Origin of the sequence: Agromyces marinus (assembly GCF_021442325.1) — a bacterium.
GTDB lineage: Bacteria > Actinomycetota > Actinomycetes > Actinomycetales > Microbacteriaceae > Agromyces > Agromyces marinus.
In genome coordinates this window covers 2,607,600-2,628,247 of record NZ_CP087879.1, presented here as the reverse complement: position 1 = coordinate 2,628,247, position 20,648 = coordinate 2,607,600, and the positions used below count along the sequence as shown (strand labels likewise).

Here is a 20,648-nt window from a genome sequence, read left to right as displayed (position 1 = left end):
CTATTCCGGCGACCCGCGCGGCGCCGCCAGGGGGAGCACCCGGCCGCGGCCGCGGCGGCGCGCCGCGCGCGCGGCATCCGCTCGGTGTTCGCTAGCGTTTCGAAGACAAGGGGGAACGAATGCGGGAACTGTATCCGGAGATCGAACCGCTCGAGACGGGAATGCTCGACGTGGGAGATGGCCAGCACATCTACTGGGAGGTCTCGGGCAACCGCGACGGCAAGCCCGTCGTGTTCCTGCACGGCGGACCCGGCGGCGGGACCTCGCCCTCGCACCGGCGGCTGTTCGACCCGGCAAGGTACCGGATCGTGCTGTTCGACCAGCGCGGGTGCGGGCTCTCGATCCCGCACGCGTCGGAGCCGGAGGCCGATCTCTCAGCCAACACGACCTGGCATCTCGTCGCCGACATGGAGCGGCTGCGGGGGCACCTCGGCATCGACCGCTGGCAGGTCTTCGGGGGGTCGTGGGGCAGCGCGCTCGCGCTCGCGTACGCGCAGACCCATCCGGAGCGGGTCACCGAGATGGTGCTGCGCGGCATCTTCACGCTCCGGCGACAGGAGCTCGACTGGTTCTACGAGGGCGGGGCGTCGGCGATCTTCCCCGATCTGTGGGAGGACTTCCTCGCGCCGGTGCCGCTCGGCGACCGCGTGCACCTCATCGAGGCGTACCACCGACTGCTGACCGACCCGAACCCGTCGGTGCACCAGCCGGCGGCGATCGCGTGGTCGCGGTGGGAATCCTCGACGATCACGCTGCTGCCGCAGGCCGAGACCATCGCGAAGTTCACCTCGCCCGAGTACGCGATCGCGTTCGCCCGCATCGAGAACCACTACTTCCGCCACGGCGGATGGTGGGACGAGGGGCAGCTCATCCGCGACGCGCACCGGCTCCGGGAGATCCCCGCGGTGATCGTCCAGGGTCGGTACGACGTCTGCACGCCCGTGATGACGGCGTGGGACCTGTACCGGGCGTGGCCCGAGGCCGAGCTGCGCATCATCGACGACGCCGGGCACGCGTTCGACGAACCGGGGATCCTCGACGCGCTCATCGCCGCGACCGATCGGTTCGCGGGCGGAGACCTCGACTTCTCCGGGGATGCGGAGGAGGAGCACGACGCCGACGAGGATGCGGAGGATGCCGAGGATGCTTCCGATGACGCCCTCGATGACGCCGCCGACGAGGAGCGCGAAGGCGACGTCGACGATGACCGGGACGACGACGACGATGATGATGACGACGATGACGATGACGATGACGACGACGACGACGATGATGACGACGAGGATGGCCCCCGCGAGCGGTAGCGTCGGGCCATGACCTTCAACCCCGATGCCGACATCCGCGGCGGCAGGGCGTCGCGGCGTGGACGCACCACGGGCATCGCCGTCGGCGGCGGCATCGGCGTGCTCGCGCTCGTGCTGATCGGCTCGTTCCTCGGCGTCGACCTCAGCGGCTTCCTCGGTGCGGGCGCGCCGTCCGGCGAGGATGCCGCGCTCGAGCAGTGCGAGACCGGACAGGACGCCAACGAACGCATCGACTGCCGCATGCAGGGTGCATCCGCGTCGCTCGAGGAGTACTGGGTCGAGGCCGCTCCGAGCATCGGGCTCGACTACGCGTCGCCGCAGGGCTTCGTGCTGTTCGACCAGGCGGTCGCGACCGGGTGCGGCAACGCGTCATCGGCGACGGGACCGTTCTACTGCCCGCCGGACCAGACGATCTACCTCGACACCTCGTTCTACGCGCAGCTCGAGCAGCAGTTCGGTGCGGAGGGCGGGCCGCTCGCCGAGATGTACGTGGTCGCGCACGAGTGGGGGCACCACGTGCAGAACCTCGCTGGCGTGCTCGACTCGACGCGCGACGGGCTCACCGGCCCCGCCTCGAACGCGGTCCGCGTCGAGTTGCAGGCCGATTGCTTCGCCGGGGCGTGGGCCGGCGCCGCGTCGACGACCGAGGACCCGGACGGCACCCCGTTCCTGCAGCCGATCAGTCCCGACCAGTACCGTCAGGCGATCGATGCCGCGGCGAGCGTCGGGGACGACCGCATCCAGTCCGCGACCCAGGGGCAGGTGACGCCGCACACCTTCTCGCACGGGACGAGCGAGCAGCGCGTGCGCTGGTTCGCCACGGGCTACGACGAGGGCGTCGGGGCCTGCAACACCCTCCAGGTGCCGGACTCCGAGCTCTGAGAAGCTCCGCTGCGCCTGCGCCTGCGCCTGCGCCTGCGCCGCGCGGCCCGGGCCGCGTTCAGGCGCCGCGGGGCGGCTCGACGGCGTAGACCAGTCGCGCGAACTGGCCGACCGCTTTCGCCGAGACCAGCCGGAGGCGATCGGACTCGAGCCTGCGCGGCAGCAGGGGAGCGCCGCCGGTCAGCAGCACCGGTGCGATCGACACCGCGATCTCGTCGAGCGCGCCGGCGTCGAGGAACTGCCCCGCGAGGTCGCCGCCGCCGACGACCCAGATGTCGGTGTCGCCGGCCGCGGCGCGCAGGCGCGGGAGCGCGTCGGCGACGTCGCCGCGGAGGAAGGTGATGTCGGCGCCGTCGGGCACGGGCAGGTCGCGTGTCGTGAACACGAAGGTCGGTCGGTCGCCGTGGAACTCGCGCCATCGTTCCGGGTGCGCGAGGATGTCGGACTCGGCAAGGACCCATTCGTACGTCGTCGAGCCCTCCACGAGCACGCCCGCGTTCGCGGGGAGGACCTCGGCATCGGGCGTCGTGCCGCCGTCGACGGCGAACAGCCAGGCGAGCGAGTTCTGCTCGTCGGCGATGAAGCCGTTCAGCGCGGTGGCGGTGTCGAAGAGGATGCGTCCCATGCTGGGACGCTATCGGCGACCGACGACACCCGGGTCGAGGTCGGCCGTCGCGGCATCCGCCTGCCGTTCGCGAGGGCGAGCGCGACGATGCCGGCCGCGAGCACGGCCAGCCCGAGCACGGCCGTTCCGGGCAGTCGTTCCTGCAGCAGCAGCACGCCCAGCAGCGTCGCGGTCAGCGGCTCGGCGAGCGTGAGCGTGGACACCGTCGCCGGCTCGAGGCCGCGCAGGCCCGCCCCGAACAGGAGGTACGCCGCGGTCGTCGTCACGAGGCCGAGCCACAACGCCATCGCGACGCCGCCCGGCTCGGCCAGCCACGACGCGTCGGAGGCGAGCAGGACCGGGAGGCTCACCGCGGCCGCGATGCCGAACATCGAGCCCATGGCCGCCGCTGGCGCCCAGCCGCGGTCGAGCAGCGCCTTGCCCGACAGCGTGTAGACCGCATAGGACCCGCCCGCGCCGACGGAGGCGGCGATGCCGAGCGGGTCGACCGCGCCCGGACCGGTTCCCGTCGCCGACGCGAGGAGCGTCACGCCGACCGTCGCGAGCAGGGTCGCGGCCGACCAGGCGGGGCCGGGTCGCCGCCGCCTGATCGCCCAGTCGAGCGCACCCGTGAGCACGGGCGCCGACCCGAGCGCGACGACCGTGCCGACGGCGACGCCGTTGGTCGCGGTGCCGAGGAAGAACGCCGGCTGGTACGCGAGCACGCCGACGGCGCCGAGCGCCGCAAGGGCGAACGCGGGGACCCGGTGGGTCCGGTCGCCGGACGTCGGTGCGACGGATGTCCCGGTCGCGTCCCGCCGACGTCCGGCGACGTGCAGGGCCAGTGCGACGCCCGCAAGCGCCCCACCGCCGATCAGGATGCGCGCCGCGCCGAGCGAGAGCGGGTCTGCTTCGGGTCCGAGCGCCTGCGCGGTCCCCGTGGTGCCGAAGCACACGGCGGCCGCGAGCACGAGCAGGACGGAGCGCATTGGCTGAATTGTTCCACAATCAACCCGCGAGCGGAACGGGCGAATCGGAGCGGCCCACAGCAGGCCGCGCCGACACCACCCGACCGATAGGATGCCGTGGTCGCCTCGCCGCGGCATCCGTCACGTCATCGCCGAGGGGGCGCGCGACCCGGCGCACGGTGCCGCCCATGGGCGGCAGGCCACCACCCGAGGAGGACCCTGTGCGCGCCGTCATGTACCGCGGATTCGGCGACGAACCCGAAATCGTCGAGCTCGACCGCCCCGACTGCCCCCCGCGCGGAGCGCTCGTCCGCGTGCGCGCGACCGGGCTCTGCCGAAGCGACTGGCACGCCTGGAGCGGCCACGACCCGGCCGTCGCCCTGCCGCACGTGCCCGGGCACGAGTTCGCCGGCGAGATCGCCGAACTCGGCACCGACGTCGGCACCGACGCCGGATGGGCCGTCGGCGACCGGGTGACCGCACCCTTCATCTGCGCCTGCGGCCGCTGCGGCGAATGCGCGACCGGCAACGAACAGGTCTGCGACGCGCAACGCCAACCCGGCTTCACCCACTGGGGCTCGTTCGCCGAGTACGTCGTCGTCGACGAGGCCGAACTCAACCTCATCCGCCTGCCCGACACGCTCGGATTCATCGAGGCAGCCTCACTCGGTTGCCGGTTCGCGACCGCGTACCGCGCCATCATCACGCGCGGCCGCCTCCAGCCCGGCGAACAGGTCGCCGTCCACGGATGCGGCGGGGTCGGCCTGTCCGCGATCATGATCGCCGTCGCGGCCGGCGTGCCGGTGTTCGGCGTCGACGTGTCGGACGCCGCGCTCGCCGCGGCCGCCGAACTCGGGGCGACCCCCATCCGCGGCGGCGAGGGCGCCGCCGAACGCATCCGCGAGGCCAGCGGCGGCGGAGTCGATCTCTCCGTCGACGCGTTCGGCAGCTCCGCGACCTCCTTCGCCTCGGTCCGCAGCCTGAAGAAGCGCGGACGCCACGTGCAGATCGGCCTCATGCTCGCCGAGAGCGCCACCGCCGCGATGCCCATGGACGCCGTCATCGACGGCGAACTCGAGATCCTCGGCAGCCACGGCATGGCCGCACGCGAGTACCCCGACATGCTCGGGGCCGTCGCCTCCGAGGCGTTCCGGCCCATCGAGCTCGTGGGCCGGACCATCGGCCTCCAGGACGTCCCCGAGGCGCTCGCCGCGATGGGACGCGCCGGCGGTGCGGGCTCGCGCATGACGGTCGTCGAGCTGTAGCGGCATCCGCTCTCGGCCCCCGGTCGGGCGATCCCCGCCGAGCGGGGTAGCCTCGACGGAGCGAGCGAGACGGACCGGAGGTGGGCGTGGCCCGAGGCGCGGAGAACCGACAGGTGACGATCGACCGGCTCACACGCGCGGCCCGCGTCGCGCTCGGCAGCGGCCGGCCGCTCGACGACCGGCTCATCGCAGACATCTGCGAGCAGAACGGGGTGCACCCGACGGCGTTCCGCAGGTTCTTCGCGACTGACGACGACCTCCTCGACGCGGTCAACGAGCAGTTGGTCCTCGACTGCGTGAGCCGGCTGCGGTCGGCCGTCGACGCGTTCGAGGCGACGGATGCCACGGCCGCCGGCGCGTCGGAGGTGGCAGCGCCCGACCCGCTCGGCGTCGCCGCACGGATGCTCGCCGACTCGTGGCCGCTCGACCGCGGCGGGCTCATCATCCGCTCCCAGCGCCGGCTGCGCGCGCTCACCTCGCCCGACGGCGGCGGCGATGCCGCGGCGGCGGCCGAACGATCGTTCGTGGAACGGCTCGTGCCCGTGTTCGAAGACCTCATGCGCAAGCTCGGCCGCCGATTCACGTGGCCGCCCGTGCTCGCCGTGCGCGTCATCCTCGACACCTACGAGCGGTCGTTCGAGAGCTGGCTGCTCATGGGCCACCGCGAGGAGGACTTCGACGGCTCGCCCTACGCTGCGCGCACCCTTCCCGTGCTGCTGCGCGGCACGAGCGAGCCGGCCGAACCGGGCCCCGACGCGTCGTAGCCGCACGCGCGCGACGCGCGCGGCCGTGAGGGTACGCGACGAGCGAAACCGCCGCACCGGGGTGGTGGCAGCGCGTTCGATCTGGAATCGTGGCCCGCTCGTGATCGCAAGGAGGACGACATGCTCACACTGACCGACACCGCGGCCACCGTCGTGAAGGAGATCGTCGCCGGCAACGGCGCGCCCGAGGGATCGGGGCTCCGCATCGAGGCCGAGGACCAGGCCGCGACGCAGTTCGGCGTCGCCATCGCGCCCGCACCCGAGACCGGCGACGCCGTCGTCGAGCACTCGGGCGCCCGGGTGTACCTGGGCGAGCGCGCGACCATCGCCCTCGACGACAAGACGCTCGACGCGAGCGTCGCGGAGGACGGGCGCGTGTCCTTCGACATCCTGCCCCAGGCGCTCTGAGCCGCGCCGGCGCGGGCCCTACGGCAGCGGAGTGCTGCCGGGCGGGGCCTGCGCCGGGCCCGGCTGGGCCGACGTCGAGCCGGGCTGGGCCGGACCGGGCGGCGGCGACTCCGCCTCGATCCTGACGTGGTACGCGGGGTCGGCGGATGCCACGTGCCGTGCCATCCACGCCCGATTCACCTCGTCGCGGTGCCGACGCTCGGCCCGTTCGATACGCCGCGCCAGGGCTGCGATCCCCGCGCCGACGAGGCCGGCCAGCAGCAGGTACATGATGATCGCGAAGATCGCGGAGACGTCGAGGTAGCCGGTCTCACCGATCTCGGGGGTCGGGAAGATCCCGCGGAACGGCCGCATGAAATCCTCGGAGACCCGGTACACGAACGCCGTGAACGCCGCATCGGGGTTCGCGGAGAACGCGAGCAGGAACACCCGCAGCGCGAGCGCGACGATCCCGACGAGCACCCACGCGTAGAGCACCCACGCCGCGCCCTTGAGCAGCCGCAGGTACCACGGCGGCTTCCACTCGGCCGGTGCCGTGCTCGCTGTTCCGCTCTCGGTCGTCGTCATCGCGCATCCCCTGATCGGTGGTCGGTCGTCGGTTCACCTGCTCCGACCACCCAAGCCGACCGGCCGTCGCGAGCGCAAGGGTCGCCAGTCCTTCGCTCGTCGGCATCACCCCCGTGGTCGGGCTCGACGTCGACGACGCAGCTTCGCGCCGAGACCCCCACGACGCGTCGCCCGCTGCGGTTGCTTCACGCAGACCGCATGTTGTCGCACGTCCTGGCGCGACGTACGATCCGAACGATCGCACCCGGTGGGCGTCGCGAGTCGTTCGCTCGGCCGTCCAGAGGAGATGGAGGGGACCGAGTGATGACGGAGACCACGTTCGCCGTACTCATGCTCCTGATCCTCGGGTGGACGGTCGTTTCGGGGCGCCTCCTCCGCTGGAACATCACAGGTCCCCTCGTGTTCTCGGTTCTCGGATTCGTGCTCGCGAACCAGGCCTGGGGGCCCTGAGCGTCGACGTCGAAGCACCGGCGATCCATCTCCTCGCCGAGCTGACGCTGGCGCTGCTGCTGTTCGCTGACGCGGCGAGGGTGAACCTGACGAGGCTCCGGCACGACATCGGGTTGCCCGCGCGGTTGCTCGGGATCGGCCTCCCACTGACGGTGCTGCTCGGCGCGCTCGCGGCGGCGTGGCTCTTCCAGGACTTCACGTGGGCACTCGCGGGCTTCGTCGGTGCCGCTCTCGCGCCCACCGATGCCGCCCTGAGCGCCCAGGTGATCAACGACGAGCGGATACCGAGGCGGGTGCGTCGCGCCCTCAACGTCGAGAGTGGACTCAACGACGGCATCGTCACCCCGATCGTCGTCTTCATGCTCGCCGTCGCCGCCGACCAACTCGACGGGCACCACGCCGACACCGCCGCCGTCCATCCACTGCTCGAGTTGGCCATCGGCATCCTGGCAGGACTCGCCATCGGACTCGTCGCGGCGAAGCTGATCGCGTCGGGGGCGCGCCGGGGCTGGATCCTCTCCGGAGGGCGCCGTCTGGCCACACTGGCGGCAGCTGTGGGCAGCTTCGCGGTCGCCGGGGGTCTCGGCGGCAATGGGTTCATCGCGGCGTTCGTCGCGGGGATGGCGTTCGGTGCGGCACTGCCTCGGGACGTCGTCGACGCGGCCGAGGTCGGGGAGTTCCCGGAACTGCTGGGAGAGATGCTCTCGCTCGCGGTGTGGTTCCTCTTCGGTGCGGCGCTCGTTCCCGTCGCCTTCGAGTACTTCTCGGTGTGGACCCTCGTCTACGCGATGCTGAGCCTGACTGCGATCCGGCTCGTTCCCGTCGCGCTCGGCATGCTCGGCACCGGGCAGGACCGGCCCACCGTCCTCTTCATCGGATGGTTCGGTCCGCGAGGTCTCGCCTCCGTCGTGTTCGCGCTCCTCGCGATCGAGGAGCTCGCGCCTTCGGCGGCGGCCGGTCAAGCGGTCTCGGTCGTCGCGTTCACCGTGTTGCTGAGTGTCGTCGTCCACGGTGTCACCGCCGGTACCCTCGGCATGCGCTACGCGCTCGGGCATCGCGACGGCATCTCGCCCGACGGCGCCGCACCAAGATCACGCAGGCAGATCCACCGCTGAGACGCACATGAGCCTCGGCGACGGATGCCGCGGAGCTTGCCCGAGCCGCCCGAGCGTGGATGGCAGCGCGAACGACCGGCACAGTCTCACCGAGCGTCGCGCGGAATGACCCGCTGACACGAAAAAACCCCCGGTAAACCGGGGGTTTTGACTGTGGCTCCGACCGGCATCGATCCGGTGACCTTTCGATTTTCAGTGAGCCTGGGCGGTTTTCGGCACTGTTCTTGTGGTTGCGATATCGCGCTGATCAGGGATTCCGCGAAATCGTCGTAGTTGGTTTCAGTTGCTTCTTGGACCATTAATGGCCCTTTAATGGCCCAAGATCGGTTCCACTTTGTGACGTATCAAGACATCGGTGACGGTTCTGCGTCAGGACATCGGTGACAGTTCGTGTGTCAGGACATCGGTGACACTGGGATGCTCTTCGGTCGTCGGCCGCGGGGTCTGCCGTTGCCGACGTACTTGACGCCGGGCGCCGGCCTGGTGTGCTCGATGAGGATCGTGCCGTCGAGATCGGCGACGATGATCGCGTCGCCGTCTTCGATGACGATCACGTCGTCGCCGGCGCGTTGCCCGTCGATCATGTACGTCACCCTGTGGAGTCGGATGCTGCCGTTCTCGCGGAGCTTGATGACGCGCAGAGTGTCCTCGGTCGGCACGGTGCGGACGGGTGCCTCGGCCGGCAACGTCCGCGATCTGGGCCGGTCGGGCTTGGGGCGTGGCGGGTCGGCCTTCGGTGTCGCCAGCCACGCGGCTTCCGGAGTCACTCGGCCGGGCAGTCCCTGGTGCGGGCGTTCGGTGTTGTAGATCAGGTCGAACGCGTCGACCTGCGACTGCAGCTGCTCGAGCGAGTCCGCCAACGGCTGCTTGTCGAGGTACCGGAACAGGGTCTGGTGGAAGCGTTCGTTCTTGCCCTGCGTGGTCGGCTTGTACGGCTTGCCGGTGATCGCCTCGACCCCGAGCCGGGACACATGCGCGACGAGCTGCCCGACGTACCCGCGACGGCCGGGGTTGAGCGCGGACCCGTTGTCGCTGAGCAGCCGCTGCGGGACCCCGTGCGCGGCGATGCCCTTATCGAGCAGCCGGATGGCGAGACGGACACGAGGATCGACGGGCGCAGACGGCGGCATCCACCAATCTGGGCCACCGAAGTGTCACCACCAAGACCCCCGGAACCGTCACCGATGTCCTGATGCGGAAACGTCACCGAAGTCCTGAGACATCACAGATCGGTTCCACTTAATGGCCCAAGATCGGTTCCACACAATGTGATGTATCAAGACATCGGTGACGGTTCTGCATCAGGACATCGGTGACGGTTCGTGTGTCAGGACATCGGTGACACTGGGACACTCTTCGGCCGTCGGCCGCGGGGTCTGCCGTTGCCGACGTACTTCACGCCGGGTGCCGGCCTGGTGTGCTCGATGAGGATCGTCCCGTCGATGTCGGCGACGAGGATCGCGTCGCCGTCTTCGATGACGATCACGTCGTCGCCGGCGCGTTGCCCGTCGATCATGTAGGTCACCTTGTGGAGCCGGATGCTGCCGTTCTCGCGGAGCTTGATGACGCGCAGACTGTCCTCGGTCGGTACGGTGCGGACGGGTGACTCGGCCGGCAACGTCCGCGATCTGGGCCGGTCGGGCTTGGGGCGTGGCGGGTCGGCCTTCGGGGTCGCCAGCCACGCGGTTTCCGGGGTCACTCGGCCGGGCAGCGCCTGGTGCGGGCGTTCGGTGTTGTAGATCAGGTCGAACGCGTCGACCTGCGCCTGCAGCTGCTCGAGCGAGTCCGCCAACGGCTGCTTGTCGAGGTACCTGAACAGGGTCTGGTGGAAGCGTTCGTTCTTGCCCTGCGTGGTCGGCTTGTACGGCTTGCCGGTGATCGCCTCGACCCCGAGCCGGGACACGTGCGCGACGAGCTGGCCGACGTACCCGCGACGGCCGGGGTTGAGCGCGGACCCGTTGTCGCTGAGCAGCCGCTGCGGGACCCCGTGCGCGGCGATGCCCTTATCGAGCAGCCGGATCGCGGCGTCCGCGGTCTCACCCCACGCGACGTGCGACGCGACCGCGTACCTGGAGTGGTCGTCGATGAGCTGGAAGATCACGCACTTGCGTCCCCTGGTCAGCACCGTCTCGGTCGCGTCGACCTGCCAGCACGCGTTCGGCGCCGGGTACACGAACCGCCGGTACGCGGCGCGCGGCTTCTTCTTCGGCTCCACCCGGGCCACGCCCGCTTCCCGGAAGATCCGCGCCAACGACGCCGTCGACGGCACCGGCGAGATGCCCAGCGAGCGCATCTTCTCGTGCACGCTGATCGGCCCGTGATCCAGGCCCGACTGCTCCAACGCGGCCCGGACCCGGATCGCCTGCCGTTTCGCGTCGTCGCCGATCGCGGTCGGGCTCGATCGCGGACGCCGTGACTTCGGCTCCAACACCGCTGCCGGCCCCTCGGTCTTCGCCCGCGCCCGGATCGCGTAGAACGTCTTGCGCGAGATCGCGTGCTCCAGACAGAACGTCGTCACCGCCCCGCGCGGAGCATGATCGGGCCACTGGGAGATGGCGAGACGGACACGCGGATCGACGGGCTCAGACGGCGGCATCCACCAATCTGAGCCACCGAAGTGTCACCACCAAGACCCCCGGAACCGTCACCGATGTCCTGATACGGAAACGTCACCGAAGTCCTGAGACATCACAATCGGTTCCACACAATCGCTCGGCCGACTGGGCTGGCACGCGTCAGGGGTACTTCGCCGCGCATTACGCGGGTCGAGAATGGCGGGCGAGACTTCACTCGCGGGGTCGATCGTTTGGTCCCCGAGAGCACAACCGCCTGGGCCGGTTGGTTGTCGCCAGTTACGAATACCGCTCCTCACTACTGTGACTGCGACTCGACAGCGCCGCAACGGCACAGTTGGGACCGCTGCCCCGGCTACTTCCGGTTGAGAGGCGGGCGGTACTCGCCAAGCAGCACTGTCTCGAGCGCCAAGGCGTCGGCGGCGGAGTCGGAGATGGTCCAGCTGATGGTGCATCCGTCGAGCCAGGCTCGGATCGCGGCGGCCTGCTCGGGCGTCACCTTCTGGCGGTCCTTGCTGCCGGTGACGGTCGTGGGGATCCCATAGATGAGCTCGCAGATGTTCCGCCGCAGAGATGACCCGCCGAGGCTGACGCCACGGCCGAGGTGCTTGCGCCAGACCCGCCCTCGTAGCGACGTCGCGGTGCCGACGTAGTTGACCTCTCCATCGCGGCGCCAGAGGTAGACCCCCGGCTCGATCGGCACATCGGATATCGAGATCGAGGTGACATCGCGTTGTTGCGCTGCAAGCAGTGCCTGCCACTCGGCCGAGAGCGGGCCTATGTTTCCGCTCGTGCTCGTGCTCGTGCTGTTGTTCATGCTCTTCCTTACGCCCGGCTTCGTGCTCATCATCGCGCTCATCGTCACGCTCGCGTTCATCGTCATCCTCGCGCTCACACCTCACCCGCACCCGTGCCCCTGCTCCAATGTGGGAGCGATAAGTAGTCTGACGTTGCCCGACGACCTTCACGAGGAAGGCACTGCCATGGACGCTGAGTCCCCCGAAGCCGAAACCTTCGACGCCGAGCGAGCGGGAGCGCTCGATCTCGTCGTGACCTGGTACTCGATTGCTTCCGGTCTCGGCAAACCGACGCTCCCGACGAGCAAATGCGCGCACGAAGCCACGCAGCTGCCTCAGACGGTCGACCAGCCCGAGAAGGTCGCCCGCTCTGTTGTCACCCATTCCGCGGCCTACGTCGCCGCCGCGGTGCAGCAGCTTCGCGCGCTCGAGCATCTGGTCGGGCCCGATCTCGTGCTCGTCGGCTGGACGGTGACGAGAACTCTCGTCGAGCACTGCAGCCGTGTCATCTGGCTGCTGGATCCCGACGCGACGCCCACCGGCCGGCTTGCCCGCTGGTACATGGAGTTGATCACCAGCGCGCAGATGATGAGGCTCTCCGCGAAGACGATGCGAGACAAGGCGAGCGCGAGCGAGGCGAAGGCGCTGCGGGAGAAGGTATTGGGCGACGCTCGGCGCACCTTCCCGGACATCGCGTTATTCGAGAACGTGAAGGATCTCGACGAGTGGTCGGTCGGTGGCGAGCCGAATGCCGGTCTGGGCCACGCGGTCAGGCTCCTCGGGAACCTCATATCCACCCACGGGCTCTATGACGTGCTGTCGGGCTTCACCCACCCGTCGATCTTCCGCCTCCAGAAGCAGACGGTGTCAGTCGCGCACGACGGATACGACTACAAGAGTTACTACGCAGAACCCGACGTCGTTCGATGGCAGTTCGCGGTGTCGTGCACCTCGATCTACCTGGCAGCACACACCATCCTCGACTACCTAGACCTCGACACCACGCCGCTCGAGGAATGGGCCGACCGGCATCCGGACCTGCTCAGCTGGACGAAAATGACCGCGGAGCCCTAAGACCCGGACGCCGAGCCTGCATAGTCTGGCTGCCGGCCCGAGAAGGCGTCGGCCGCCCGGCTTCCCGGATCGGACGACCAATGAGGGAGGGCCACAAGATCAGGCGCCGCCCGCCAGTGCGAGGAGCTGACGGACCGCCTACAAGCGACGAGCCAACTGTCTCCCAAGTTCGTTGGTCCGTTCTCGCGCACGGTCGCTGAGCATGGCGGCGAACAGAGCGTCGTCGCCCGTCAGCTTTGCTTCATCGATTGCCCGTCCGAGCGCCTCGGGCAATCCGTGGACCAGGTGCCGCGCGCGATCGAGCACCCACTCCTCGGTCAGTCCCAAAGCCGCCGCTTCCCGGACGAGATGCCGCGGCTCGATCTCGCTGGCGCGATAGTGCCCGCCGTAGGACATGGCCAGCTTGGCGCGGCGATTGTTGATCTCTGGGTACGCCAGCGCCGAGCCGAGGTCGTAGAGCGGCGCGAGGACCGGCCGCGCGCTTCGCGTCCCGGAGTATGTCAGGGCGTAGTTCTTCGCGTGTGCGTCGGTGCCGAGCACGGCCCAATTGAACAGCGTGGCCTCGAAGAACCGCTCGACCTCACTGAACGCCGGGCGTCCGAGGTTCTCGCGCATCAGTTCGCCGATGGCGGCGATGCCGGGGCCGCCCTCGTTCTGATACTTCGCGGACGGGTGTGTGCCCGTGGCTTGCGCGAAGTCCTCCTGATGCAGGCGGATTACCGTGCCGTCGGCTGTCCGAGCACGGTCGAACCGGGTGATCACGATCGAGGTTTCGTCCTCGAACCGCTCCACTCTGCTCAGCGCCACAGTGAGCCCGAGGAAGTGTGCAGCGCGCATAGTCAAATGCTCGTTCAGATCGCTTCGCGCGAGACCGCTCACGCCGGGCTTGACGATATGTGTCGACGCGCTGCGTCCGGTCGGGACGCCCCATCCATCTGGCGTCCGGGTGAGCGTGAACTTCGACTGCGCGCCGGCTAGCGAGAAGTATCCGCCGTCGTAGTCCGACGCTATCCAGGCAGACGGGTCTCTGCGCAGCGTGCGCAGATGTGCCGCGATGCCGGCCTCGTCGATATGTTCCACGCCGCCCTCGCCGGACAGCTCCGGGTCGTCCTGATCGCCGCTGGCAACCAGTTGAACTGCGCCGGCGGCATCCAGACCGACGTTCGCGAGCAGAGCCATCGGATTCCGAGCTGAGACGCCGAATTGCCTGCCCCACCGCTCGAGGACGTCCGTGTTGTCCGGCAGTAGGTTCCACAGGTAGTTTCCCGGAGCCGCGCCCGTGTGGACGCGACGGCTCTTAGGCACGGACAGGGACAGCTCGATCCGGCTGGCTCGCTGCTGCCAGGCCCTGTCGTACTCGAGCGTGATCGTGCCGCCGCCCAGCTGCTCGAACCAGCCGACCCGGGTGCCATTGAGGTACGCAGTGAGTCTCATTGCTCCCACGGGTCCCTTATGTCGACGTCCATGAACATCGGGTCTGGATCCTCACCGCTCGCGCTTACCTCCGCATAGAGATCGAGAGCGTCGAGAAGACTGATCAGGTTGCCGATGCTCGCGCTGCCAGCATGACCCGACTCGAAGCGGACGACCCACTGGCGCGCCCTTCCGATACGGTCGGCCAGCTCCTCCTGCGTCATGCCGAGTTCGATACGCCGGTCCCGAACGATGTTGCCCCAATCACGGGCCGTGCTGACGAACATCGCTCGTTCCCCTCTCTACGGCGGTCTGGGTCGACGGTGCACTGTACGAATTTCCTGACAAAAGCTAGATGTACGAGGATTCTGACATGCCGGAAGATGTACGTCAACTCGTACATCGGGTCGGTCGGAACCGCGACGTCACATTGACGAGTACGCGACCGGTCGTTGTCCCTTGCGAGACAGAAGAACCGCATTGAGGCGGCCGATCGACGCCTTGGGCTCGCCGCTCCCCAGTGGCCTCGACGGCGTCATCGACCCGTTGCCTTCGCGCAGACCCCTTCTTCGGCGCTGCCATGAAGCCTCGCACGGTTGATCGGTGCAAATTGAAGGGCAGCGAGTCTTACCGCCGAAACCCGCTGTCCGGTATCCCGCGCCGATTCGCGCTCCGGCCGAAGTCGGCCGCAGTCGGACGTCGAGTGCCTTGCCGTTCGCTACCGACGGGTGCAAGACCGTGCAATGCCTCACGTGCGGCAGCGGTTGCGTACCCAAGCCCACGATCCGCGCGGTCACGCTCCATGGCGAGCTCAAACTGTTGGCGGGCATCGTCTGCGTCGGCCGCGACGACGTGTAGACGGTTGACATTTCGGCCGCGCGTGATTCCCACATAGATGCTCGCCGCATCCATGGCGTCGCTGAGCAGCGTGTGCGAATCGGGCACGGTAGCGCCTTGCATTCCGTAGGCGGTCGAGGCGTACGCGAGGTGGATATGCTCGGCGACGTACGCGGTCGGTAGCCGCACAATGCGTTTGTGACGTCCACATACCGCCTCCCTCGCCCACACCTCCCCGTCGTCACCTACGTGTTGAACGACCCACGTCTGCCGATTCGCCACTCGGATTCTCGAGTCGTTCTGCCGCGTCTGTATGACATCACCACGCCCTAGGCTCAGCCCGTCGGCGCCAACAGCCGTGCGGGCGTTGTCGACCTCGCCAGTTCGCACCCGCTCGTCGCGTATCCGCTCGTTCAGCTCGCGCGCTTCATCGTTCGTCGCAACAGTGATCGCCTCGCCGTCACGCCGTTCCCGCGCAAGCGCGTCCTGCACGGAATCCGGACTGTCATGCAGAGTGACTAGTCCGTGCGCCTGAAGCTCGTCGAACAGCAGCGCTGGATCCTCTCTTCGGCGCATCCGCACCGTGAGCGCGGCGTACCCGGGGTCGGTGAAGCGGTGCGCGGTCGTCATGCTGTGGACATGGGGGAGGAGTTGCGCGGCAATGTCGAGCACGCCACCGCGGCCCACCGCGGCGAGCTGCGCTCGATCGCCGACGAGCGCCAGCGTCGCGCCGTACTCGTCGGCGAGGGTCAGGAGCGCGAGCGCCGTCTCCTGGTCGAGCATGCCCGCTTCGTCGACGACGACCCGTTCACCACGGCTGAGCCGAGCGGATGCATCGGGGCCGGCGTACCGGGCGTCCGTCGCAGGGTCGCGCTCGCCCACGGCGAGCCGATTCCAGACCCCGTCGCGATTCCATCGCCATCCGTGCTCGTAGAGGAGCTTCGCGACACTGTCGGCGGCGATCCCGAGTTCGTGGTGTGCGACATCCGCGGCCTTCTTCGTCGGCGTGACGACCCGCGTTGCGCGACCGTGCTCGGCGGCGGCCGCGATGGCAGCGGCAAGCATCGTTGTCTTGCCTGCGCCGGCGGCGCCTTCGACGACGACGAGCTGGTCGACGGACGTGATCGCTGCAGCCGCTCGGGCCTGCGCCGGGTTTAGACGGAGCCGGCGTGCGATGCGGCGCAGGTCTGGCGTGCGATGTCCGGTGACCGTCGCGCGCGCAGTGAGCAGATCGCGGAGCCGGGTCTCGCAGGCGATGACGTGCACACTCGTCAGGTGGGCGACGTGCTCGGGATGCGGGTCATCAGGCGGCAGGACCGACAGGCAGTCGTCGGCCGCCAACCGAGTCGCGGGCATGATGAGCTCACGCAACGGTCGCGGTTCGGCGCGCACGCCGGCTTCGGTGATGATGCGCGTGACCTGGTCCTGGACGTCATGCACGGTCCATGCCGAAGCGGCCGCCGCGCAACGGTCGAGGGCGCGGGAAGCGACATCCTGGACCCGCAGTTCGTCGAGTGTGACCGGCGGGTGGGCCGGCGCCCGCTCGAGGTCGGGTCGGTAGCCAGCATCCTCGAGTTCGGACCGCCAGGTCGACTCGCATCCGAGCTTGGTCGGCCTCTTGTGCGGTCGCTCGTGGTCCCACGCCATCGCCGTGAGCCGCGTCATCGCCGCCGGGCCGGGCTCCTGGCCGGGATGCGAGCTGCGCCATTCCTGCTCGAACCGCGCGAGATTGCCCGCGACCTGTACGGCGCGCTTGCTCATGACCGCGTTGAACGGCTGCAGCTCGGCGACCTCGCCGGTGACGGGGTCGAGGGTGAGGCCATGCGCGTCGAGCGCGTCAGCGAGCTGCGGATGCGCGGCGATGACGGCCGTGCCGAGCGAGCGGATCGCGCCCTGCTGCCGGAACAGCGCCGCCGTGTCGAGGCCGCGCCATGCGTCAGCGGCCCACACTCTCGTGCCGACCTGGAAGTGGATGTGGCGGTGCGGGTCGCCGGCCCGCGACGTCTTGTGCGAGACGGCGATGGTCTCGAGCTGCTCGATGGGTACGACCCGCTGCGCCCCGCGCGGACCAACGCGGGTGACAGAGTGCTGGCCGAGCCAGGCACGGATCTCGGCGACCGCGTCGCGCTGGGCGGCGTCGAGCGCATCCGATACATCGGGATGCAGCGCGGCCGCGATCGACAGCGACTTGGGCGCGTTCACGACCATCTCCGCGAATCGCGGCGATCCGTGGCGCCCGTCGCCGGGCAGGCGAGGCTTGCCCATCGACTCGCCGGTGAGCGGATTGACCCAGTCGACCCACTGGGCGTACTCGTCGGGCGTCAGCGCGCCATCGCCGATCACGGCGCCATTGCCGTCCACGACTGAGAACTCGGCGAGGGATGTCCCGCCCTCGAGGTAGTACTCGTCGGCACGCGACCGATCCGACTCGAGGTAGCGGCGCGCGTCTGCCCCGGAACCCCGGTACAGGATCACGCCGCCCTTCATTGCCGGCCTCCGAGCTAGCTCAGGTTCTTGCAACTACCTACGGTAGCATACGTCCATTCAGACGGGTTTGCCGTGGCGAACGGCGTAGCTTCGGTGGGAGCTCCTAGTATCACGAACATGCCAACGAGCGCCGTCAACAGCCGACGTTGGAAGTGGTCGTGATCATGGCTGGATTCGATGCCACGTTCCACGTATCGGAAGGTGACCTTCCGGTCGTGCGGGCCTGCTTTGCGGCGATCCGGCGCCGCGCGCGAAAGCTGAGAGTGAGGGTGTCGACCACCGTCCTCGCGGGTACGGCCTACATCGCGCTGAACGGCCAAACCTACGCGCTTGACATCCTGCTTGAAAGGCTTCGTCGAGATCTGCCAACGATCGCAGAGGCGACGGTGTCCGGTCGTACGGCCTCGGCGCGTCGGAAGACAGCGAATGGCTTGATTGAAATCCTCAATCGCTAACGAGGCATGATGTACGAGCGGTATCCCGAGGACTGGATACCGACGCTTAGCGGCAGGTCGATACCCGTGACCGGGGTGATCCATGATCTGTTTCCAACGAACGCCCCTCACCTCGCCGACCGGCTAGTCATAACGATGGACTTGCTCGCCTCGTGGCATTTCCAGGAAGTCGCAGCGGAGGTGTTGATCGAAGAGATTCACACCGCCGCTGAGCTCATGCTGAAGTCCCTTGGCCTGCCGCGATCCAAACGGATGAGCTTCGCTGAACTCATCGATGGAGCTCACGACCAGGGACTGATCGATGAGCGCTCGAGCCAGACTCTCCACGCGCTGAAGAGCACTCGCGTAGGGGCAAAACACCGTGGATCGGCGGATGCGAAAGAGTGGCTCGATGCAAACTTCTGGGATGTCGTCGCTGCGCTCGAGCGTCTGTCGGCCAAAGCGAAGGCGCCCCTAAACTCCTTCGATTGACGGCCCTTCAGCGGGACTAGACCCGGTGGAAGACCCAACCCGTGTCTTGACTCCAGTGGTAGATCTCACCGGTGCCGCCGTCGAGCCAGAGATCGGTGGCAGGAGCAGGGCAGGCAAATCTTCCCCAAGTGAAGAACGACGGCGAGCTTGGCAATAACCCGCCGTCGACGCCGGTCGAAGCCATCAGGAGATAAAGGTGCAGACTGTTGGTGCCGAGTCGCTCGCCTTCGGCCGCGAGCTTCGCGAGCTTCCTTGCGATCAGATCTGACTCTGCGAGGTACGTCGAGAGACGATCCAGGTAGGGGGTGTCGGCTGATGTTGGAACATTGGCGCTCCAGCTGGCCAGGTGCACGCGTGGGCCTAGCCCTTGCTCGACTCGATATGCGAGGACGTGTTCTGCGAGCGTCACGGCCTCGTCATCGTTAGTGGAGGCATCGGCTCGCTCCAACTCGGCGGATAATCTCTGCGCTAGTCCCGGCAACTGCGTGTTCGTGGGCATCGACCAGCCGTATTCGAAGCCGAGTGACCAGGCGCCAGTACCGGCATACTCAGCGTTCACGCTCGCGACGAGGCGTCTCAATTGACCGGAATCACGTTGGAAATGCCTATCGAGCGTAGAAGTGACCTCGGCGATGCCGACTAGGCCATAGTTGGAATGAAGTGTGAGGTCGACCGCACTCTGTCGTCCGGCAGTGTCTTCCAGTTGCGGCAAACTACCCGTGAACAGGTGCAGGTACAGGGCGGCACGCGACTCGTCGGCGCCAGCCGAGGCAAATTCTGACTCTCGCGCTTGATGCGAGGAGGCTGGGACGCCTTCGAGCGCACCCGTTAGTGTCACCCCTTCTGCGCACCAGCCCTGCAATAGATTTCGTCGCGGCATGCTCAAGACTCTCCATTTCGGATTGGCGGCGGGCAACACGCAGAAGGGTCTGATGCAGCCGCCGATGTCTGAGGTTGGGCCTAGCGTGGCCAGGAACCCAGAGGGCGGAGAGGTGGTCCAATTGACACTGCGAGTTGATGGCGAATGGAACGGATGGGACGGGGACACTGTCGTGAAGCTCACAGACGGCTCGGTGTGGCGACAGGTCGAGTACCGCTACGAATATCGATACGCCTACCGGCCCGCTGTGAGCGTATCCAGCGGAAAGATGCAAGTCGAGGGCATGAGTCGCGCCGTCCGAGTTGAACGCCTCTAGTGCGGTGCGTCTGAATCTCGTTGACGATGACGTGGGGATGTCATGTTGTTGGCCTGGGAATTCTCGGCGCCGATGCTCCTGACCGATCGCGAGATTGCCTCGCTCATCATTCTGGCCGCGATAGTCATCTTCGCGCTCGTTCGCGACCGCCGCGGCACTTGGTCGGCGATAGTCGGGGTGCTCCGTTCAGCGTTCGCCGGCAGGCTGCTCGTCCTCTATGCCGCTTATGCCGGCTACGTTGCCTTGGTCATATGGGGCGCGGCCACGACCTGGCTCTGGCATGCATACATGCTCAAGGACACAATCATCACGGCCGCTGCGGTCGGCTTCCCGCTGATCGCCAGAAGCATCACGGGCAAGGGGGACGGCGGCCACCTTATCCGAGATGCGGCGAAGGCCACGGTAGGCATTTCGGCCCTTGCTGCGGCGTATGTCAACCTCGAATCGCTGCCGCTCGTCGCAGAGCTGGTCCTCCAAGTATTCGGCGTCATCGCAACTGCCCTCGCAGTGTTCGCGGCTCGACAGGAAAACGGAAAGCCGGCGGTCGTCTTTGCAAACTTCGTGCTTGTGATGATCGGGATCGTCCTTATCGTGGCGACGGCCGTTGGCGTCTTGAATCGGGAGTGGACTGGAGCCGAGGTTGTCGGAACCGGCCTCATACTCGCCATGTCGATCTGGCTGCCGATGGCTGTCCTGCCGTTTGCCTACGTCGTTGGCGTTATCTCCGCGCTCGAGACGGTTCTCACACTGCTCCCTTGGCACAACGACCGCGTCAAACCACCCCTGAGAGTGCGATTCGCTGTCGTGCTTGGCATTCGCGGCCGCCTCAGGTACGCACGCGCGATCAAGCTCCAATGGCTGCCGAGGCTTGGCCAGGAGTCGACGTTCAAGGGCGCGATGGCCACAATGCGAGAACTCCGTGCGGAGGCCAGAGCAAGCCGTACGGCTACACACTTCGCCCGTCAGCCGGATTCGGACGCACGACGCTAGAACCTCGGCGCCGTTTGAGGCGGCAAAG

The 20,648-nt window shown here is 68.1% G+C and carries 19 protein-coding genes and 2 pseudogenes; 11 read left to right on the top strand and 10 right to left on the bottom strand.

Annotated elements, in window-relative coordinates; genetic code table 11:
* Nucleotides 1-119: 119 nt before the first annotated feature.
* Nucleotides 120-1,070 (top strand): annotated as a pseudogene (gene pip, locus DSM26151_RS12300) (prolyl aminopeptidase); the annotation flags it as partial.
* Between the two features lie 243 nt (nt 1,071-1,313).
* Entirely contained in the window at nt 1,314-2,186 is an 873-nt protein-coding gene (gene ypfJ, locus DSM26151_RS12295; RefSeq protein ID WP_234659812.1) for a KPN_02809 family neutral zinc metallopeptidase, read from the top strand.
* A 58-nt stretch (nt 2,187-2,244) separates the two neighbouring features.
* On the opposite strand, the gene DSM26151_RS12290 is transcribed toward ypfJ, so the two are convergent.
* Nucleotides 2,245-2,811: a dihydrofolate reductase family protein gene (locus tag DSM26151_RS12290; protein ID WP_234659811.1), complete on the bottom strand. Its 567-nt coding sequence runs from the start codon at nt 2,809-2,811 to the stop codon at nt 2,245-2,247.
* Entirely contained in the window at nt 2,775-3,779 is a 1,005-nt protein-coding gene (locus DSM26151_RS12285) for a DMT family transporter (RefSeq protein WP_234659810.1), read from the bottom strand. The genes DSM26151_RS12290 and DSM26151_RS12285 overlap by 37 nt, the downstream gene beginning before the upstream one ends.
* 200 nt (nt 3,780-3,979) lie before the next feature.
* On the opposite strand from DSM26151_RS12285, the gene DSM26151_RS12280 reads away from it, so the two are divergent.
* The 3 genes from DSM26151_RS12280 (at nt 3,980) to DSM26151_RS12270 (ending at nt 6,195) form a co-directional block, all read left to right on the top strand.
* Nucleotides 3,980-5,023, top strand: coding sequence for an alcohol dehydrogenase catalytic domain-containing protein (locus tag DSM26151_RS12280; RefSeq protein WP_234659809.1), 1,044 nt, complete (start codon nt 3,980-3,982; stop codon nt 5,021-5,023).
* A gap of 113 nt (nt 5,024-5,136) precedes the next feature.
* A complete protein-coding gene (locus DSM26151_RS12275) occupies nt 5,137-5,787 on the top strand; it encodes a hypothetical protein (RefSeq protein WP_234659808.1) in 651 nt (216 codons plus the stop codon).
* 120 nt (nt 5,788-5,907) lie between these two features.
* Nucleotides 5,908-6,195, top strand: a complete 288-nt coding sequence (locus DSM26151_RS12270; RefSeq protein WP_234659807.1) for an iron-sulfur cluster assembly accessory protein — start codon at nt 5,908-5,910, stop codon at nt 6,193-6,195.
* A gap of 18 nt (nt 6,196-6,213) precedes the next feature.
* Here DSM26151_RS12270 and DSM26151_RS12265 read toward each other — a convergent pair whose 3' ends face one another.
* The gene (locus tag DSM26151_RS12265) at nt 6,214-6,762 is read right to left on the bottom strand and encodes a YggT family protein (RefSeq protein ID WP_234659806.1); all 549 of its coding nucleotides are present in this window, start codon (nt 6,760-6,762) and stop codon (nt 6,214-6,216) included.
* A 303-nt stretch (nt 6,763-7,065) separates the two neighbouring features.
* Here DSM26151_RS12265 and DSM26151_RS12260 point away from each other — a divergent pair, with 303 nt between their 5' ends.
* Both DSM26151_RS12260 and DSM26151_RS12255 read left to right on the top strand, forming a co-directional pair.
* Entirely contained in the window at nt 7,066-7,212 is a 147-nt protein-coding gene (locus DSM26151_RS12260) for a hypothetical protein (protein WP_234661928.1), read from the top strand.
* Nucleotides 7,179-8,327, top strand: coding sequence for a cation:proton antiporter (locus DSM26151_RS12255; protein ID WP_234661892.1), 1,149 nt, complete (start codon nt 7,179-7,181; stop codon nt 8,325-8,327). Before DSM26151_RS12260 ends, DSM26151_RS12255 begins: the two co-directional genes overlap by 34 nt.
* Nucleotides 8,328-9,049: 722 nt before the next feature.
* On the opposite strand, the pseudogene DSM26151_RS12250 reads toward DSM26151_RS12255, so the two are convergent.
* The 3 genes and pseudogenes from DSM26151_RS12250 to DSM26151_RS12240 form a co-directional block, all read right to left on the bottom strand.
* Nucleotides 9,050-9,403: pseudogene (locus DSM26151_RS12250) on the bottom strand (integrase core domain-containing protein); the annotation flags it as partial.
* A gap of 251 nt (nt 9,404-9,654) precedes the next feature.
* A complete protein-coding gene (locus DSM26151_RS12245) occupies nt 9,655-10,923 on the bottom strand; it encodes an integrase core domain-containing protein (RefSeq protein WP_433997120.1) in 1,269 nt (422 codons plus the stop codon).
* 332 nt (nt 10,924-11,255) lie between these two features.
* Nucleotides 11,256-11,717, bottom strand: coding sequence for a GIY-YIG nuclease family protein (locus DSM26151_RS12240; protein ID WP_234659805.1), 462 nt, complete (start codon nt 11,715-11,717; stop codon nt 11,256-11,258).
* Between DSM26151_RS12240 and DSM26151_RS12235 the strand changes: the two genes are divergently transcribed.
* On the top strand, nt 11,692-12,771 hold the full coding sequence (locus DSM26151_RS12235; RefSeq protein ID WP_234659804.1) for a hypothetical protein: 1,080 nt from the start codon (nt 11,692-11,694) through the stop codon (nt 12,769-12,771). The genes DSM26151_RS12240 and DSM26151_RS12235 overlap by 26 nt on opposite strands.
* Nucleotides 12,772-12,909: 138 nt before the next feature.
* On the opposite strand, the gene DSM26151_RS12230 is transcribed toward DSM26151_RS12235, so the two are convergent.
* The 3 genes from DSM26151_RS12230 to mobF form a co-directional block, all read right to left on the bottom strand.
* Nucleotides 12,910-14,205 (bottom strand): type II toxin-antitoxin system HipA family toxin, encoded by a 1,296-nt coding sequence (locus DSM26151_RS12230; RefSeq protein ID WP_234659803.1) that lies wholly within the window; start codon nt 14,203-14,205, stop codon nt 12,910-12,912.
* Nucleotides 14,202-14,471, bottom strand: a complete 270-nt coding sequence (locus DSM26151_RS12225) for a helix-turn-helix domain-containing protein (protein ID WP_234659802.1) — start codon at nt 14,469-14,471, stop codon at nt 14,202-14,204. Before DSM26151_RS12225 ends, DSM26151_RS12230 begins: the two co-directional genes overlap by 4 nt.
* A gap of 340 nt (nt 14,472-14,811) precedes the next feature.
* The gene (gene mobF, locus DSM26151_RS12220) at nt 14,812-17,508 is read right to left on the bottom strand and encodes a MobF family relaxase (protein WP_234659801.1); all 2,697 of its coding nucleotides are present in this window, start codon (nt 17,506-17,508) and stop codon (nt 14,812-14,814) included.
* A 164-nt stretch (nt 17,509-17,672) separates the two neighbouring features.
* Here mobF and DSM26151_RS12215 point away from each other — a divergent pair, with 164 nt between their 5' ends.
* Both DSM26151_RS12215 and DSM26151_RS12210 read left to right on the top strand, forming a co-directional pair.
* Nucleotides 17,673-17,963: a hypothetical protein gene (locus DSM26151_RS12215; RefSeq protein WP_234659800.1), complete on the top strand. Its 291-nt coding sequence runs from the start codon at nt 17,673-17,675 to the stop codon at nt 17,961-17,963.
* Nucleotides 17,964-18,029: 66 nt separating this feature from the next.
* Nucleotides 18,030-18,434, top strand: a complete 405-nt coding sequence (locus DSM26151_RS12210) for a hypothetical protein (RefSeq protein WP_234659799.1) — start codon at nt 18,030-18,032, stop codon at nt 18,432-18,434.
* Between the two features lie 16 nt (nt 18,435-18,450).
* Here DSM26151_RS12210 and DSM26151_RS12205 read toward each other — a convergent pair whose 3' ends face one another.
* Nucleotides 18,451-19,314, bottom strand: coding sequence for a hypothetical protein (locus tag DSM26151_RS12205; protein WP_234659798.1), 864 nt, complete (start codon nt 19,312-19,314; stop codon nt 18,451-18,453).
* Between the two features lie 388 nt (nt 19,315-19,702).
* Between DSM26151_RS12205 and DSM26151_RS12200 the strand changes: the two genes are divergently transcribed.
* Nucleotides 19,703-20,620, top strand: a complete 918-nt coding sequence (locus DSM26151_RS12200; protein ID WP_234659797.1) for a hypothetical protein — start codon at nt 19,703-19,705, stop codon at nt 20,618-20,620.
* Nucleotides 20,621-20,648: the final 28 nt, after the last annotated feature.

What these genes read in the sequence shown, in the direction of transcription:
- DSM26151_RS12245 (WP_433997120.1), bottom strand. Translation starts at nt 10,923, where the DNA reads ATGCCGCCGTCTGAGCCCGTCGATCCGCGTGTCCGTCTCGCCATCTCC.
- DSM26151_RS12270 (WP_234659807.1), top strand. Translation starts at nt 5,908, where the DNA reads ATGCTCACACTGACCGACACCGCGGCCACCGTCGTGAAGGAGATCGTC.
- DSM26151_RS12200 (WP_234659797.1), top strand. Translation starts at nt 19,703, where the DNA reads ATGCTCCTGACCGATCGCGAGATTGCCTCGCTCATCATTCTGGCCGCG.
- DSM26151_RS12260 (WP_234661928.1), top strand. Translation starts at nt 7,066, where the DNA reads ATGACGGAGACCACGTTCGCCGTACTCATGCTCCTGATCCTCGGGTGG.
- DSM26151_RS12215 (WP_234659800.1), top strand. Translation starts at nt 17,673, where the DNA reads ATGGCTGGATTCGATGCCACGTTCCACGTATCGGAAGGTGACCTTCCG.
- DSM26151_RS12230 (WP_234659803.1), bottom strand. Translation starts at nt 14,205, where the DNA reads ATGAGACTCACTGCGTACCTCAATGGCACCCGGGTCGGCTGGTTCGAG.
- DSM26151_RS12265 (WP_234659806.1), bottom strand. Translation starts at nt 6,762, where the DNA reads ATGACGACGACCGAGAGCGGAACAGCGAGCACGGCACCGGCCGAGTGG.
- DSM26151_RS12290 (WP_234659811.1), bottom strand. Translation starts at nt 2,811, where the DNA reads ATGGGACGCATCCTCTTCGACACCGCCACCGCGCTGAACGGCTTCATC.
- ypfJ (WP_234659812.1), top strand. Translation starts at nt 1,314, where the DNA reads ATGACCTTCAACCCCGATGCCGACATCCGCGGCGGCAGGGCGTCGCGG.
- mobF (WP_234659801.1), bottom strand. Translation starts at nt 17,508, where the DNA reads ATGAAGGGCGGCGTGATCCTGTACCGGGGTTCCGGGGCAGACGCGCGC.
- DSM26151_RS12205 (WP_234659798.1), bottom strand. Translation starts at nt 19,314, where the DNA reads ATGCCGCGACGAAATCTATTGCAGGGCTGGTGCGCAGAAGGGGTGACA.
- DSM26151_RS12285 (WP_234659810.1), bottom strand. Translation starts at nt 3,779, where the DNA reads ATGCGCTCCGTCCTGCTCGTGCTCGCGGCCGCCGTGTGCTTCGGCACC.
- DSM26151_RS12225 (WP_234659802.1), bottom strand. Translation starts at nt 14,471, where the DNA reads ATGTTCGTCAGCACGGCCCGTGATTGGGGCAACATCGTTCGGGACCGG.
- DSM26151_RS12240 (WP_234659805.1), bottom strand. Translation starts at nt 11,717, where the DNA reads ATGAACAACAGCACGAGCACGAGCACGAGCGGAAACATAGGCCCGCTC.